The sequence below is a fragment of the Bartonella gabonensis genome, assembly GCF_903679515.1.
GTDB lineage: Bacteria > Pseudomonadota > Alphaproteobacteria > Rhizobiales > Rhizobiaceae > Bartonella > Bartonella gabonensis.
The window spans coordinates 53,556-70,800 of the sequence record NZ_CAHOYM010000002.1 but is presented as its reverse complement, the minus strand read 5'-3'; the positions used below and the strand labels follow the sequence as shown (position 1 = coordinate 70,800).

At 37.6% G+C, this 17,245-nt stretch carries 10 protein-coding genes; 5 read left to right on the top strand and 5 right to left on the bottom strand.

Going from position 1 to position 17,245, the window contains the following annotated elements:
• The first annotated feature begins 288 nt into the window (after nt 1-288).
• Complete coding sequence (gene rdgB / locus HWX04_RS01005; protein ID WP_175868385.1) at nt 289-936, top strand: RdgB/HAM1 family non-canonical purine NTP pyrophosphatase; 648 nt, start codon at nt 289-291, stop codon at nt 934-936.
• Nucleotides 933-2,132 (top strand): radical SAM family heme chaperone HemW, encoded by a 1,200-nt coding sequence (hemW, locus tag HWX04_RS01000; protein WP_175868384.1) that lies wholly within the window; start codon nt 933-935, stop codon nt 2,130-2,132. The genes rdgB and hemW overlap by 4 nt, the downstream gene beginning before the upstream one ends.
• A gap of 697 nt (nt 2,133-2,829) precedes the next feature.
• On the opposite strand, the gene dapE is transcribed toward hemW, so the two are convergent.
• From dapE to HWX04_RS00985, 3 genes are all read right to left on the bottom strand, one after another.
• Nucleotides 2,830-4,002, bottom strand: coding sequence for a succinyl-diaminopimelate desuccinylase (dapE, locus tag HWX04_RS00995; protein ID WP_175868383.1), 1,173 nt, complete (start codon nt 4,000-4,002; stop codon nt 2,830-2,832).
• A 224-nt stretch (nt 4,003-4,226) separates the two neighbouring features.
• Nucleotides 4,227-4,973 (bottom strand): M48 family metallopeptidase, encoded by a 747-nt coding sequence (locus tag HWX04_RS00990; RefSeq protein WP_175868382.1) that lies wholly within the window; start codon nt 4,971-4,973, stop codon nt 4,227-4,229.
• Between the two features lie 33 nt (nt 4,974-5,006).
• Nucleotides 5,007-5,786 carry an alpha/beta hydrolase gene (locus HWX04_RS00985; protein ID WP_175868381.1) on the bottom strand — a complete coding sequence of 260 codons (780 nt, stop codon included), beginning with the start codon at nt 5,784-5,786 and terminating at the stop codon, nt 5,007-5,009.
• Between the two features lie 192 nt (nt 5,787-5,978).
• Between HWX04_RS00985 and infC the strand changes: the two genes are divergently transcribed.
• From infC to HWX04_RS00970, 3 genes are all read left to right on the top strand, one after another.
• Complete coding sequence (gene infC, locus HWX04_RS00980; RefSeq protein ID WP_175868380.1) at nt 5,979-6,497, top strand: translation initiation factor IF-3; 519 nt, start codon at nt 5,979-5,981, stop codon at nt 6,495-6,497.
• Between the two features lie 591 nt (nt 6,498-7,088).
• Entirely contained in the window at nt 7,089-7,280 is a 192-nt protein-coding gene (locus HWX04_RS00975; RefSeq protein ID WP_175868341.1) for a hypothetical protein, read from the top strand.
• A 707-nt stretch (nt 7,281-7,987) separates the two neighbouring features.
• Nucleotides 7,988-9,754 (top strand): ABC transporter ATP-binding protein, encoded by a 1,767-nt coding sequence (locus HWX04_RS00970; RefSeq protein ID WP_175868379.1) that lies wholly within the window; start codon nt 7,988-7,990, stop codon nt 9,752-9,754.
• Nucleotides 9,755-10,444: 690 nt separating this feature from the next.
• Here HWX04_RS00970 and HWX04_RS00965 read toward each other — a convergent pair.
• Nucleotides 10,445-15,097, bottom strand: a complete 4,653-nt coding sequence (locus HWX04_RS00965) for a translocation/assembly module TamB domain-containing protein (protein WP_175868378.1) — start codon at nt 15,095-15,097, stop codon at nt 10,445-10,447.
• Entirely contained in the window at nt 15,097-17,061 is a 1,965-nt protein-coding gene (locus HWX04_RS00960; RefSeq protein WP_175868377.1) for an autotransporter assembly complex protein TamA, read from the bottom strand. Before HWX04_RS00960 ends, HWX04_RS00965 begins: the two co-directional genes overlap by 1 nt.
• Nucleotides 17,062-17,245 lie beyond the last annotated feature (184 nt).

The following is a 17,245-nucleotide window of genomic DNA, read 5'->3' as shown; positions in this document are numbered from 1 at the left end:
TCCGGAATTGGTCTTCTTTAGGAACTTACCAAAAGAAGCTTGATTGTTTATAAATTACAGGAAGTAGAAAATTGGATCTTTACCATAAGAACGTTTTCATAAAAGATCGTCTCTCATGCCTTTTCAATCGTTGTCTTAACAAAATATGAAAAATTTTATTTGAATAAAATATCATAAAAAATGTAAAATAACCCTATCATGTAAAATCAAGCAGAATGTGTGTATATGAACATTTAAGCTGGTTTTTAGCACAAAAATAGTTCCCCTTTCATTTTTGGAGAAATCTATATGAGAAGCATAACAGATAAAAAACTTGTCATTGCTACACATAACGCCGGAAAATTACATGAAATCACCACTTTGGTTGCACCTTTTGGTTTAACAATACAATCAGCAAAAGAGCTTGGCTTGCCAGAACCCAAAGAAACAGGAACAACATTTGAAGAAAATGCTTATATAAAAGCTTTTGCAGCAGCAAAAAAGACAGGTCTTCCTGCTCTCTCTGATGATTCAGGCTTAGAGGTCGATGCATTAGATGGTGCGCCAGGCGTTTATACAGCTGACTGGGCAATTCAAGCCGATGGTACACGTGATTTTCCAAAAGCGATGCAAAAAATAGAAAATGAACTCCAAAAAGTAGGAGCACGAGAAAAAAGCCAACGGAAATGCCGTTTTATATCCGTCATTTGCATTGCATGGCCTGATACTCATGCAGATTATTTCCGCGGATGCATTGAAGGAACGTTCATTTGGCCTCCACAGGGAGACAAAGGCTTTGGCTTTGATCCTATTTTTTTACCAGATGGATATGAAAATACCTTTGGAGAAATGTCAACAGAGCAAAAACACGGCTGGCAACACAATGACCTTCCCCCTCTTTCACATCGCGCACGGGCTTTTAAAATTTTGGCAGAAAACCTTTTGGCATTCTCATGAATGAACCTTTTGGCATTTACATTCATTGGCCCTTTTGTGCCGCTAAATGTCCCTATTGTGACTTTAATTCACATGTTCGCATCCATAGTGTTGATCAACCACGTTTTGTCACCGCCTTTGAGCGCGAAATAGAAACGCAATACCATAAAATAGGTCCACGTCGTATTACGAGTATTTTTATTGGTGGGGGAACCCCCTCTCTTATGGAGCCACAAACTGTTGATGCCCTCTTGCAAGCACTTGCAAGAAAGTGGATCCTTGATGATAAAGTTGAAATCACATTGGAAGCTAATCCATCCAGTGTGGAAGCAGAACGCTTTCGCGGATACCGTGCTGCTGGTGTTAATCGCTTATCACTAGGAGTACAAGCGCTCAATGATAAAGCATTGCGCAAACTTGGCCGACTCCATAATGTAGAACAAGCTCTTTGCGCCATTACTTTAGCACGGCAAATTTTTCCACGCTTATCCTTTGATCTCATTTATGCTCGCCCCGAACAAACCCTTGAACAATGGAGATCTGAACTTATACAAGCCATTGATTTAGCAGCAGATCATCTTTCCCTTTATCAATTGACAATCGAAGAAGGAACCGCCTTTAAACGACTGCATGATGCAGGAAGGCTTATCCTTCCCCCATCAGAGCTAGCAGCAGATCTATATCATCTTACCCAAGAAATAACAGCGCTTCATGGACTTCCTGCCTATGAAATCTCAAACCATGCCATGCCTGGTGCCGAATCAGCACACAACCTTCTTTATTGGCGTTATCAGCAATATGCAGGCTTTGGTCCAGGAGCACACGGCCGTTTTATTGAGAACATACCGAATCATTCTTCTGCCTTTTCAAAAGCATCTTTATCACACCTTGAAAACCATAAACGTTTTGTCACAATCAACGAAAAGAATCCCGAACAGTGGCTTGAATTAGTCGAAAAGACAGGACATGGCTGTATCGAAACAGAACGATTAACTCTTAAGCAACAAGCAAATGAAATGCTCCTCATGGGCTTGCGCCTTTGCGAAGGTTTAGAACTTACACGCTATGAAACCTTCAGCCAAAAACGCATCCCAATGGAAAAACTTATCGATTTACAACACCAAGAATTGATAGAAATGGTGGATAACCAACGCCTAAAAGCAACACCCAAAGGACGTATTGTTCTTGATCACATTATCAGCCAACTTGCAAACTAAATCATTTATAATAACATATTGATTTTAATAATAATTATTATTTTTATAATAAAAATATCGTAAATTTTTTTAAAAACTGTTTATCGTCCATTAATTCTTCCTTTTTAGAAAATAGCGGAGTGTGGGATACAAACTATAAAAAGGCTTGAAAATGCTTTTTATGAGCATTTTCAAGCACCTAGAGCTATCGCGATATTTTGAGCCAGAAAGTATATGTTGATCTAACTTTCTTTTTCATAAGCATAAAGAGAGTGATGCCCTGTAGATTTTATATTACCCACTTCATAAGTGCCATTTATAAGAGCGTGGAAACATATCTAAGACATATAGTGAAAATGAACGTATTTACGTTTAAAAACTTTTTAAAAAATCGGCATATTTTTATGTGCCTTTATGGCTTAAACTTATCATTACATCAATTGTGACATAACATTCATTCCATAGATGAATTGTGCATTAATTTCTTCTCTACACCTTAAAGAACGAACATTCTTAACCCAATTCGGTCTGTAAACAGTTCTGCATCTTAAAGTAGATTCTACTTGGCTTTTTCCACTCATGTGATTCACTAAACGAAATGCTTTACAAGCAAAAACTCCAGCTTATACTCAGCACACACTCTAAAACCACTTAATGCATTAACACCTCAAATGATATTATGGTAAAAAAAGGGTTTTATGACAAAACAGTTATTTCTTTATGCAAAAAAATCAACAATAAAACGCTCATAAATAACCGTAAGCATTTCCGCTGCATCAAGGGCAACACACTCATCTACCATATGCATCGTTTGCCCTGGTAAGCCAAATTCAACCACAGGGCAATAATCCTTAATAAATCGCGCATCTGAAGTTCCACCAGACGTGGAACATTCTGGTACAGTCCCTGTTACACCTTTAATAGCATTGGATAAAACTTGAATAAGTTTATCATTTTTGGTCAAAAAAACATCCCCTAAACTCGGAATCCATTCAAGCTGATAAAAGGGATATGGATCACTATTGTTTTTTGATTGCACCAAAGCAAGACGTTTTTCAATTTCCCCCATCAAGGTTTCTTTTGTCCAAAGATCATTGTAGCGTATATTAAAACGAACCGTTGTCTGCGCTGGAATGACATTGACCGCCAAATTACCGGTATCGATGGTTGTTAGCTCTAAATTACTGGGTTGAAAATTTTCTGTCCCTTGATCTAAAGCAGTTTGTGTTAATGCTTGAATAAGCTTATTTGCCAAAGGCAAAGGATTGGCAGCCCGCTCTGGAAAAGCAACATGACCTTGACGACCTTTCACGGTAATGATCCCAGAAATCGATCCGCGGCGACCAATTTTGATAACATCACCTACAGCCTTTACGCTTGTTGGTTCTCCTACAAGAGCCGCAGTCCATTTTTCGCCTTTTTTTTCTGCCCATTGAAGAAGTTGTACCGTACCATTAAGTGCAGGCCCCTCTTCATCACCAGTAATCAAAAGGCTTATCGTTCCTTTAATCGTTTGTTTCTCAAGAACTCGCGCTAGAGCCGCAATAAAACAGGCGATACCGCCTTTCATATCAACAGCACCCCGCCCATATAATTTCCCCTGATCTATAACAGCTTCAAAAGGTGGATAAGTCCAATCTTCCAATGTACCTGGTGGTACCACATCCGTATGACCCGCAAACATAAGATGGGGGCCTTCACTTCCCATTTTTGCATAAAGATTTTCAACATTATCTGTATTTTTAAACGTAAAAATAGGGCGTTCAACATGAAATCCCATTTTTGTCACAAATTGTTCCAAAGTTGATAAAGCCCCTGCTTCATGAGGTGTAATAGAAGGACAACGAATAAGTGCCTGTAATAACTGAATTGGATCTGTAAGAACAGGCATTAAAAAAACTCCCCATTTGTCATAAATCATCGAAACTTAAGATTATTACGCTGAATGACAAAAAAGATAAAGCAAAAACATTGAAGACACTCAGCAAACCAAGCAGGGGAGGACAATCGTGCTGAGAGCTTCAATGGCTTCCTCATCATGCATGAGCAAGCACACACACAACGAAAAACCCAACAAAAAGTTCCGTTAAATATTTGCTTTCATTTGAAAGTTTTTTACGCCTCTAATTTATATGAATCAAAATTAATGGCGTGCAGTCTATGAGCATTTTCTTTCAACCAAGCACGATACGTTTTACTATCAGGACATAGTTTTTCACAAAGAGCCCAAAATCTTGGTCCGTGATTCATTTCAACAAGATGAGCAACTTCATGGGCGACAACATACTCAACAACTTCTTTTGGAGCCATAATAAGGCGCCAAGAAAAAGAAAGACGCTTATCGATTGAACAAGATCCCCAACGACTTTTTGTATCTTTATAACAAATGGATTTGACTTTACGCTCTACCTGATGAGCATAATGTGCCACTAAAGGTGTTATAATGAGCGCTGCTTGTTTTTTTAAAACATCAGCAATGCGTCTCGGGAGATATTCTAATTGACCATAAACAATAATTTTAGGCCCTTGCTCCACATCTGCTGTAATGATTTCTGTTACTCCACGTCCTTGCTCATGTCTTATGGTATGAGAAACACCCAAGAAAGGAATCGTCGCCCCTTCTTTGAGATAGGCATTTTCATGAGAAATTTGTATACGAGCAAGACGTGTCTCAATCCAAGCACGATGTTTTCCAATAAAACTTTGAACCGTACAGAGATTTATCGCTGGCGGTGTTGTTACATAAATCTCTTGACTGCTGACATCGATACGTAAGGTAAGACGGCACGCACGCTTATTTTCCCGCACCCGTAAAGGAATAGCGCGATCAGAAAAAATAAAATGCTGTTCAGAAATGCTCATATATTTTTTATCTTCATCATCAATAAGGCCTCCTTATTTTGCATTAATCTGATTAATCAAAGATCTCAAGGCTGTTTCTAGGCAATCTAAATCTTGTGGACGAGAAAAACGATGATCAGCATCGCGAACCAGTGTCAATGTTACGTCATGAAGAGGTAAATGATCAAGTAAAGCCAATGTATGCTGATAGGGTATCTTATCATCTTCCATCCCTTGTAGAATATGAATTGGACAGCCAACATCAATACATCCTTTCATGACACAATTTTCGCGCCCATCTTCAATCAATTTTTTTGTAAAGGGCATCGGCTCCTCATCCCCAATAGCCGGACGTTCAATATAGCCTTTTTCTTCCAAAATTTTCCATTCTTCTGGGCCTAATTCTGGTTCCACCAGTGTGTGTGTGAAATCAGGAGCTGGGGCAATTAATATCATACCAGCAAGCTTCTTATTTTTCTGCGCTAGCAACTTAGCAAGCCTTAAAGCAATCCATCCCCCCATAGAGGTACCAACCAAAATTTGCGGCCCCTCACAATAGGTTTCAAAAATTGCTAAACTTTCGCTCACCCAACGTGAAATTGTTCCTTGAAAAAAATCTCCTTCAGATTCCCCATGGCCAGAGTAATCAAAACGTAAACAAGACAAATCATTCTTTTGAGCAAGCTGATCAACCAACATCGCCTTACTTCCCAACATATCGGATTGATAACCATGAAGCCAAACCAAACCTGGAGAGTGGCGTCCTTTGCGATGACGTACTGCAAGAGCAGTGTCCTCACACGAAAAAAACTGGCAAGAAATATTTTGATTCATGATTCTTTCCTCCATAAAACAATTTCTTTAAATTAAGAGCAAGACTTTTATACTCTAAATCACTTAAAAAGTAACAAATCAAATAATGAAAAAGACACGAATTATAGTTGTTTTTATGTACATAATTGTATATTAAATTAACTGTAGTTGAATCAAAATTAAGGAGCATAAACCATTCGTAAACCGTTTAAAATGACACCTACCCAAAAAGACGGGCCACGTTCAAATCAGGATATTCGGGTGCCTCATGTTCAGCTTATCAATGATGAAGGACAACATCAGGGAGTTGTTGCGATAAAAGAAGCTCTTGCTATGGCCGCAGAAGCTGGGCTTGATTTGGTTGAAATTGTACCAAATGCGGAACCACCCGTATGTAAAATCATCGATTTGGGCAAGTTAAAATATCAAACTCAAAAAAAAGCTGCTGAAACACGTAAAAAACAAAAGGTCATTGAAATCAAAGAGATTAAAATGCGCCCGAATGTTGATGTCCATGATTATGGAGTCAAGCTTAGGGCTGTTCATCGCTTTATTGATCATGGTGATAAAGTAAAGATTACTTTGCGTTTTCGTGGTCGTGAGATGGCTCACCAAGATCTTGGATTAAAGCTTCTTCAGCGTGTGAAAGAAGATACAAGTGAAATTGCCAAGATTGAATTAGAGCCAAAACTTGAAGGGCGGCAAATAATGATGGTGATAGCACCTAAATAGTTTTTCATTGGAACAATGTCTGTGTGCAACTCATCAAAATGAGCAGATGGGTATTGTTTAGAGGCACCACAGAGAGTTTTGTGGTGCTTTTAAGGTTTTATAAATGTGTATAGATCCTTTTAAGAATTTAATAATGCTTTCTCTATTTATTAAGAAGAATTCGTTATTTTGCATATTAAATGAGTAGGTGCGAACATCGTAAGATCTTCTCATTTTGAGCTCTCTTATTCGTGGAATTCAGCAAAAATCATTTTCTTGCACATCACAAACAGAGATAGTGCATAAAATATAAAAAAGTAGAAATATCTTTTGTGAACCATTTCAAATGCCAAAAGCTATAACAATATGGAAACGGGTAAAGGTATGATGGTGTTAACTTGAACTTTCATAACCATAAAGATAATAATACCCATTAGCACTACCATCTTAATCTGTTACTTGCAATGGAAACGTACTGATTTATAAAGACAATTCATTGTGTTATATGTTAAATGAGAGTCCTAAATATCGTAGGATTCTTTTATTTTAGATCTGTTCCGTGTTGAATCAATCAAAATCTCTTGCCTGCACATCGCCAGTGGAAAAGCCTGCGTGAATAAAAACTGTACAAAAATAAAGAGTAAAAACGCCTCTTATCAAGAGTTTCGAGAGCCAAGGGTTTTGTCGCAACACCCACGAGCTGGCAAAGTGTGTGATAGTGCTGGCTTGTTTCTTCTTAAGCGTAAAGATGGGGAGCTTAATAACAATACTTTACCAAACAGCATTCAACAAGCCAGTGGATAATCGGTGCTTATTTTTCAAAATAAGATAGCATCTTCTTATTACAAATTTCCCCTTATTATCCGCTCTATTGTCAGAGCTCTCAGCAACTTAAGGCAGTATCTCTTTTAAAGATAAATCGTTTTGTTGGTTCACTCCCAAAGTCTTTAAAAATTTTTTTATTTCATTGGTTTTAATCTAATCTTCTGAAGGTAATGGGATAAAGCGGATATGCAACGTTATAGGATGAAAATGATGTATTTTTAAATACTCAAGCATGAAAAATTCCTTGCGCGATATTTTCCATGAAATGGAAGAGAATAACATATTAATTAATAATGATAATTTATATCTTTTCTCCTCACATAAGAGAAGCAAATATCGTAGGATTCTCTCATTTCAAATCTTCTCAATATGGAATCAAAAAAAATATTTGCTTACGCGTCATAAGTGGAGGGATCGCAATCCTCTTATGAACCTTTTCAAGCCTCCAAGGAACAGTTGTAATATGGAAATGCCAACAGAGTGATGGTACCAGACTTATATCTTATATAAGTGAAATACTGGTACACAGACCATTTATGAACGATTTTCGTTATACGAAGCGCTGTCGCATGCAAGAGTATGGCGCACTGAAAAAAGAAGGCTCTTTTTGTAAAAAAATTCAGGAGCTTTTGAATTAAGAGCGCTTCAATCTTGCATAAAACAGCAAGAAAATATAGAAGCACTTCATGGGCAAAAAACAACTTTCCTCTTTTGATAAACATCTTATTATCCGCCTTTTGCGGGAAAACTTTCATAAACATGCGCGTTGGTACAGTGCAGCTATTATCTCAATGATCATCATTTCCTGCTCAACTGCAACCAGTGCCTGGATTATGCGTGATGTTGTTAATCATATTGTTGATGGGCAGAATTTTGCTAAGATCGTTTTGATTTCTAGCTTCATTGCTTTTATCTTTATTCTTAAAGGAATTTCAACTTTTGCCCAAACTTACTTTTTAAGTAAAGCAGGAAACAGTATCATTGCTGAACAACAGCGCAAAATTTATGCGCGCCTTATGGAACAAGGTGTCTCTTTTTATCATAATAACACATCATCTGATCTGCTTGTTCGGGTAACCCATAATGCGACAGCTGTGCGTAATATCATTGATACTATTATCACAACTTTTGTGCGTGATTTACTTTCCGTTAGTGGTCTGTTGCTTGTCATGTTCATTCAAAATTTTGTGTTAATCGCCATTACTTTGATCGTAGGGCCACTGGCTTTTTTAGGTGTTCGAATGGCTTTAAAACGCGTTCGCAGCTTGATGGAAAAAGAACTTCTTTCACTTGGTGAAATTATCAAAATCGTACAAGAAACGGCTATTGGCATTCGAGTCATCAAGGCTTTTTCACTAGAAGAAGTCATGAAAAAAAGAATGAACAAGGCCATTTGTGATGTTGAAAAACAAACAAACAATATTGCAACACTTGAAGCGATCACCAATCCGATTATGGAAACACTCACAGGTGTCGCCATTGCTGGTATCATCTGTTTTTCTGGGTATCTTGCAACCCAACGCGCAGGTGTTCAAGGTGAATTTATGTCCTTTATTGTTGCGTTACTTTTAGCGTATGATCCCGCAAAAAGACTAGCAAATGTCCGTGTCAAAATTGAATCTGGCTTGATCAATATCCGTACGATGTTTGAAATACTCGATCGTCCCCTTACAGTTATAGAACATAAAGAAGCTAAAGATCTGAATAAAACGCAAGGAGCTATTCGTTTCGAGCATGTTTCTTTTGCATACACTGATAACAAAATGGTATTAAAAGACATCAATCTAGAAATAGAAGCAGGAAAAATTACAGCATTGGTGGGGCCATCCGGTTCTGGAAAGTCAACCATTATAAATCTTATTATGCGCCTCTATGACCCCACAAAAGGATGCATATTGATTAATGATCAAGACATCCGCTACACAACATTTCGTTCTCTGAGAAACCTGATGGCCTATGTAGGGCAAGATACTTTTCTCTTTCAAGGGACTGTTAAATATAATATTGGGCTTGGAAAAGAAGGAGCTTGTGATGACGAAATTATCGCAGCAGCAAAAGCAGCAAATGCTCATGACTTTATTATGAATTTGCCAAATGGTTATGATACACAGATAGGCGATAATGGCTGTAATCTTTCAGGGGGACAAAAACAACGACTCGCTATTGCTAGAGCAATGATTCACGATAGTGAAATTCTGATTCTTGATGAAGCAACAAGCGCTCTCGATTCTCACACCGAAGCACAAATTAATGAAGCCATTCATCATCTTACTAAAGGGCGTACAACGATCATTATTGCTCATCGCCTTTCAACGATTGCTCGTGCTCATAAAATTGTGGTTATCAAAAATGGACAACTGATTGAACAAGGAACTCAGAAAGAATTACTCGCAAAAGAACATGGACTTTATAAAAAGCTTCATAATATCCAATTCAAAAAACACACGCCCTAATTTCTAATTATTGAAATAAAATTTAAAACAAAAAATGGATAGAAGCTAACACCCCACTTGTAAAAACAGAATTACCAAGGGAAAGTATTATTTCAATTAAGAGATGATAAAGAGTTTATGGTTTATTGAGAAGAAACTTCTTGGATTTAGATGAAAGACTTTCCTTTTATTTTGTTAAATGCAATTGATTTTTAATCATGCAACTTGAGAACAAAAACATTCTTCTCTTTTTAAGAAAGTGATGAAACATCTTTAAATTTTACAAACTCTAAAAGGGAGGATACCATTAATTTTCGAAAAAATTTCCACGAAGGAAGAGGAATCGAGGTTGATGCTACCTTTATCCATATTTATCTCTACTCTGACAATTTTTTCCTCTTCATACCTTCAAAGTACAAAGATTCCTACTTAATCTAATTTGTAAATAATCCAGCCTCTTATTGAATTCGTTCCACCCGATAATGACTTATGTGATTCACTTATACAAGGCTCAACGAACAAGGGGGCCCCTAAATATTTAGCACATGCTTTCAAAACACTTGGTCAAAGGCTACGCCTTACTATCACTATCCCTCAAATGACAGTTTTCTATGGCAAAATAAGATAAGCTACCAATCACAAAAAGTGTGCTGCAAATTAAATTATAGATACACTCAATGTAAAAAGAATTTGTTTTTTTAACTTTAATCTTTAATAGTCTCGCTCATAAAAGAGACCAATACTGGAATTTTTTTCATTTCCTATCGCACCTTTAGCTTTGAGATGACGCGAAATATCCAAATTTATTGTCCCTTTCGTCATTCCATCAGATCCTGCTTCAAAGCCTAAATAAATTTTATTGTGTATGTAGCGTCCAATACGTAAACCCGTATTACCCTTTTCATTAACGATAACATCAAGATCATCAAGCCCAATTTTAGTCCGTAAAGTGTTTAACAAAGATGTATTAGAAGCACCCGCAAGATCAGCTGCTGCTGCCGTAAGTTGGGCAATCTGAAATGGTGATAGTTCATTAAGAGAGCGATTAAAAATCAAATGCGCAAAAATCTCATCTTGTGGCAAATTCGGTTGTGAAGAAAAATTAATATCAAGATTATCAATCGTTCCACTTACGGTTACAGTAACGTGAATATCACCACTGGTATTGTTGGTTACAAAATAAACCGTAGGATTAAGATTACCGCTAAAACTCGCGTGTCCTTGATCAAAATTAAGACGTTGTGAAAGAATATCAAAACGTCCACGAATCATTCTAAACTCACCCACTGGATGCACATCATTTAATGGACCTGCTAAATTAATGCGCCCTCCCAGTTCGGCATCTAAACCTCTTCCCCGTACAAAAAATTGATTGCGTGCTGTAATACGCATATTTGACAGCACAACAGATGACGATTTTTCTGTGGTACTAGAGCCTTTGTTCGTGCTGTTAACATCAGCACGTTCAAGTGTTGTTTGAATTGGTTTTGTTAAATTCTTATTTCGGACATCAAGCAACTTAGCATTTTGAAAATGGTCAGGAACCACAATTTCAGCTTTTTCAACGATGATATCTCCACCAATAACAAGATCACTTAGAAAATGACCTTTCATTATCATCTCACCTGACAATGTTGTAAGAATCATAGAACCATCATTATAATTGGCATTATCAAGATGAAAGATCAAATCACTCTCTAGATCTTTAGAGATACGGCCTGAAGCAGAAATTCTTCCGCCCTCAGATGAAGAAGCTGAAGCTTTCTCTATAAGAATATGATCACCATTTAATTTGCCTTCAAGCGTTATATTATTCAATCCTACATTGGTTTTTGAATCAAAAAAGCTACCATCATCTATAGAAAGATTTCCAATAAATTGTGGCTTTGATAACGCACCATTAAGAACTGTATCAACTCTGGCTGTACCCATTATAAGTGCACCACGCTTAGCTAATAAGAGATTAACAAAATCAAGAGGCATTATCCCTTTAACGTTTAATTTTGCTTCTGACCCCTTAAGAGAAACAGGCCCATGGATGAAAAGATCTAATCCTTTATCTCCTGTCGCAATCATATTTTCAATATGAAATGTCGGTTTTTTATAAGAACCACGAGCATTTATATTGATTGACATCGGTCCTTTATGCGTCATAGCGGTTAAACTTTGACTAGAAAGTTCAAAATGAGCAGAAGGATCCTTCATTGTTCCCCCAATATCAACTTTGCCTATCACTGTTCCATCAAGCGCTTGTCCTGCAATAAAAATATTCGCCAAACGCGCAGATAAATTTTGCAAATTAATATGGAGATCAAGCTTATCTTTCTCTAAAGATACAAGCCCCTGAGCTTGTGCTTGCACTCCTTCTCCTGTTAAACTTGCATTCAAAGTAAGATTTTGATCTAAGGTTTTCCCCGTAGCAGAAAGCGAAAGAGGCATAATTTTTTTATCTTGAAGAGCAACGGTTGTCAGTCCCTCACCTTTTATGTCGTAGGTTATATCAGGTTTTTTTAAATGACCACGAATCATAACCTGTCCTGTTACACTCCCTGCTGCTCCAAGATCGGATTTCCACAAATTGGCTAAAGTAGCAGGAAGAGAATCTATGGTAAGTTGTAAATTCAGAGTATCTTGAATATTTCCTGCAAGGGTAATTTTACCACCATTTATTGCAATTCCTAATTCATTGATTGTCATTCCATCCTTATCAAAAACAATTATCGATGGTTTCGGCAACGTTGCATGAAAATGATGTTGCTTTAAATCTATGGCTTCAATTTGCACTTCTCGCTTTATGCCTTTCGGAAGTTCTACACTCATTACACGACCAGAAAGCTGAGCATTAAGAGCATCATGCAACATTGCTTGGACAGAAAAAACCGTTTGTCCATTATTTCTATTGGCATGAGCATTTAAACGATTGACCATTATCAGAGGAGTTTGGATATGCTCTGCATTGATGACGCCTTCAAACTGAGTTGTACCAAAAGGATCGAATATGTCGGTATCTATTGCCAATTTTTTTATTTTATTCTTGGCAAAATTCAAATGGTTAACGTGCGCCTTCACATGAGCTTTTTGTCTACCATTTTGTTCATCAAAAATAAAATCTCCTTTTACTTTTCCACTACCATCCTGCAAAAATAACGCTGAAAGTACTGAAATATCATCGGCATCAATATGCAGCGCTCCTTGCACCCCCCCCCCAAGTTGTTGAGAAAGCTCACCCGTTATTTTTGCACTTCCTCCTTTAATATCGATATTCTCAAGTTTTCGAATTTTATGAGAATCTTTAAAAAAAGCAGATAAATATAGAGGTTTATGAGCAAAAACCCCTTCACCTTTTACATCCCCCATTAAAGAAGTAACAGATGCTGTATTATCTACAAGTGCCTTTATGTTAAGTGTTGTGTTTTGAAGTTTCTTCCCCACGACGAACGCTTCAGCAATATGAGCACTTGTATTGAGCTCTATATGACTATTGCGCCCTCTTGCAGTTCCTTTAACTGTAAGTGCACCGCTTATCTTCGGATCTAATTTGGCGAGATCAGATATTTGAGCAGATAAGTCCATTTTAGCGCTTTCATCCGAAAAATAACCATTAGCCTGCATGCTTGTATATTTATTTTTCAAATTCAAATGACGTAAAGTGAAGCCTTTCGTATCTCGAGCAATACCACCTGAAAGAGTGATATTTCCTTTGAATAAACGATCAAAAGGCTGCACCCCTATTCTCATGTTGTCAGCCATTCCTGATAATTTCAGATCAAAAATGCCACTCAATAAACCGATCGTTCCTTTGGCTTTAATATCTGCATTACCAGAAACTGATTGTTTAGTGAACATTTCCAAAGGAGCTAATGTTTGGGCTTTTAAACCAAGATCGCCTTTAAAAACAAAATGCTCCATTGTTCCTTTTAACCAAGAAGAAAAATCCTGAGCCGTAGCACTAAAATCATGAATCAAAATTGGTTTATTTGAAACAATATCCGTATCTAAATGCATATGAACCGCTTGGCTTAAATCTTCTACGAGCGCTCCTTTAATCTTTTTAATCCCTTGAAGCGTTCCATTAACCTGAACACCAACATGACGAGAAGCCGCATTATCAAGATTTTCGCTTACTCCCCCCATATCAAAAACAGCATCGCGAATATAAATATTTTTATTTCTAAAATGATGTACAACAAGCCGCCCATTCCAAGATTGCTGTCCTTCGCGACCATAGTCAATGTTTAAAGCAACATCACTTGCAGGTTTTGGCGCCTCCGATACCGGTAAATGAACAGATTCTTTTTCGTTATCAAGAGCCATTTTGCCATCAACAAAAAGCCGCCGCAAAAAACCATCGGCAGTTATTTCAGCATTAGCGATAACATTCATTGCTTTGCTCTGAATAACCATCTGATCAAGGCGTGCCCCCCCCTCTCTTGTTCTTCTTGCCTCTGCTTTTAATGTTATATCAGATGCGAAGAGAGGACGATATTGAGAAGGCATTAAAGGAGCCAATCTACCCTCTAGTTTCGTGGAAAAACTGTGTCCTTCTGAAGCACTTGCAAGAATAACATTACCATCTAAAATAGAATGATGATCGGCTTCTAAAGAAAGTTTGATAACCAAATCATCAAAAGTACCATCACCTTTAATGGCGAGATTTAATGCTGGACGTTTTTCAATGTTAAAAATATTTGCCAAAATACCATTTTGTGGTTCATCAGCAGAGATATCAATTTGAGCTGTACGATTGTTTTTAGATATCTTGGTAAGAACAGAAAAAGAGCCCTGTGCATCCAAACGATGCGCTGCTATATCAACATTAAAATTACCACCCGCCAAAGTCAAATTGCCTTCTAAGGACATATCAGCAGAAAAACCAAAAAGATTCTGTTCAAACGTTACATGTTGAGCTGTAAGCGTATTGATCGAAAGAGCAAGAGGCAATTTGGGTAAAGAAAACCTACCCATCTCATGGGAAGAATTAAAAGAAGAATTCCCTTGTGGTTTGCGTAAAAACATAACCTGTTCTGCCGAAAGCTGATTAATATCCATCCGCCCCTTTAGCAACGCTAGACGATTCCAATCCATTTTAGCGTTGGTAATTTTAAGCCAAACCCCCTTTTTATCACTGACAGTAATCATATCAATTGATGTTTGGGAAGACAATGCACCTTGCATATTGTGTAAACGAACTCGACGATTGGGTGCTGAAAGCTTGCGTTCAATTAAAGAAACAAACCATGAACGATCATCTGCTGTCTCTTCGCTAGCGGGAAGAATATCTCCTCTTTGCGCAAAAACAAAACCACCGCCCCCAAAAAACAAAAGTCCAAAGAAGAAAGCTGATAAACGTACACCTTTTTTCATTAAAATGCTTGTCCTATACCTACATAAAAACCAACGCGAGGATCACCCTGCTCTCTTTTTAACGGAAAGGCTAAATCAACGCGTAAAGGACCAAGACCCGTCATATAGCGACCTCCTATACCAGCCCCCCATTTAATTTTTTGAGAAAAATCAAATTTTGCCTTTTCTCCTACGATACCTCCATCAAGAAAACTGACAAATCCTATTTTGTCATTTAAAGAAATACGTAATTCTGCCGATCCTTCAATAAGCGACCGTCCGCCAACAACCGCATCATTTTTTGTTTTGATACCAATATTACGATAAGAATAACCACGAACAGAGCCCCCACCACCAGCAAAAAAGAGCGTATCCGCAGGAACTTGTGCTGTATCATTCCCAAGAATTGTACCAAGCTTTGCCCGTGCAGCAAAAACAAAACGACTCCCTTCATCCAATGCCCAATAAGAACGACCTTCTGCCGTTACTTTTGCAATAAAGTTGCTAAAACGCATCTCATAAAAGGGCTCAATGAGAACTTCGCCATATAAACCTTTTGTTGCATTGAACTTATTATTACGATTATCGTAAATCAAACCGGTAGGAAACCCAATTGTTGTAAAATTACGGTTCCCAAAATAGATATCACGTGAGTAACCATTTGAAACTTCTATAGCAGCTTGTCCCGATAGATTACTATTGAAAATATGCTGAATACCTACCTTCCCTTTGATGGCTTTTGTTGTATAATTTTCTAGAACATCTTGCTGTATTTTTAATTCTGATCTGAGATCGGTATCAGGTGTGAATACACCAGGCTTTATAAACGTACTACCGAAAAGATAATCAAAATTCTTAAAATTATATGATTGTTTTTTGTCGCTGCCAACACCATTTATTTTTGTCTCAATTTTAAGGACCTCTGCATGACCAAAAAGATTGTTATGCATCCAATAAGCTTCAAAACCAGCACCATCTAATGTTGAATAACCACCCCCTATACCAAAACGACGCGGTTTACGTTCTTGCACAACAAGCATAAGCGGTAAACTGCCATCTGGGTTAATGGTATCAGCCTCACGTATATTGATAGCACGAAAAACACCAAGGCGCGCAAGACGTTCATTTGCCTTAGATAACGCATCGGAATCATATTTCTGTCCTGGCTTCAATCCGGTCATCCATGCGATATAAGCTGAATCTACACGTGGTTTCTTACTTATATTACGGATACTTAAAGGACCATAATGAGCCTTTTGTCCAGGATCAACAACAATCCTTCCTTCAATACGCAACGCAGCATGATCAGCCACAATCTCACTTTTTATAACTTTAGCTTTCGCATAACCTTGTTGACGCCATCCTTCTACCGCCCATTTTTCTGCTTTCAAAATTGTTTCAGATTTGGCAATAGCTCCAACTTTATAGCCTAATTCTTCAATTGTCGGCATTTTATGCGCTTTACGTTTTTCAGAAAGCGCGACTTTATCAATATTTGCAATACTAAAAACATATTGTGGTCCAGCATTAATTGTAATAACGATATTGGATTGTGCTGGAAGTTGAGTTACCGGACTTAAATCAGCAGCTTCTAAACCATTAATTTGAATACTAATAACACCACCGTAGCGCCCATCAGCATAAAGAGCAGAAAGAATAGCCCGATAATCTGAACGCGCTTTGGCTAACAAACCAGAAGAACTCGCAGATGCTTTCTCTCTATCTGCAAAAAGAGAAGAGACAGATTTAACTATTTTTATACCTTCCAGTGGCGCTCCTGGCGGGGTAACAATATCAACTTTATAAAATCTCTCTGTACTTTTGACATGACGTGAAGAAGAATTTGGTTCTTTTTGACCAAAAAGAGGGATGCCGAAAAAATCAAATGCAGCAAGTGGTTGTGGAAAAGAAAAAATGAAACACAAGCCTATAAAGACACAGCGCACAGTTCCTGATTTTAACAAAATTTTTGCTTGGGATACCATAAATCCGATACCTTTAATACACTTTTCATCTACTACATTTTAAATAATAATAAGGAAGGTAAATATGCCTACTTTACACGTTTTATCACATCATATAACACTCTGCGATACATAACGTCACCCTCCCCTCATATCTTCACAATATTCTGCTCTGTTGCGTCATACGAACAGCCTCATTCCTTTT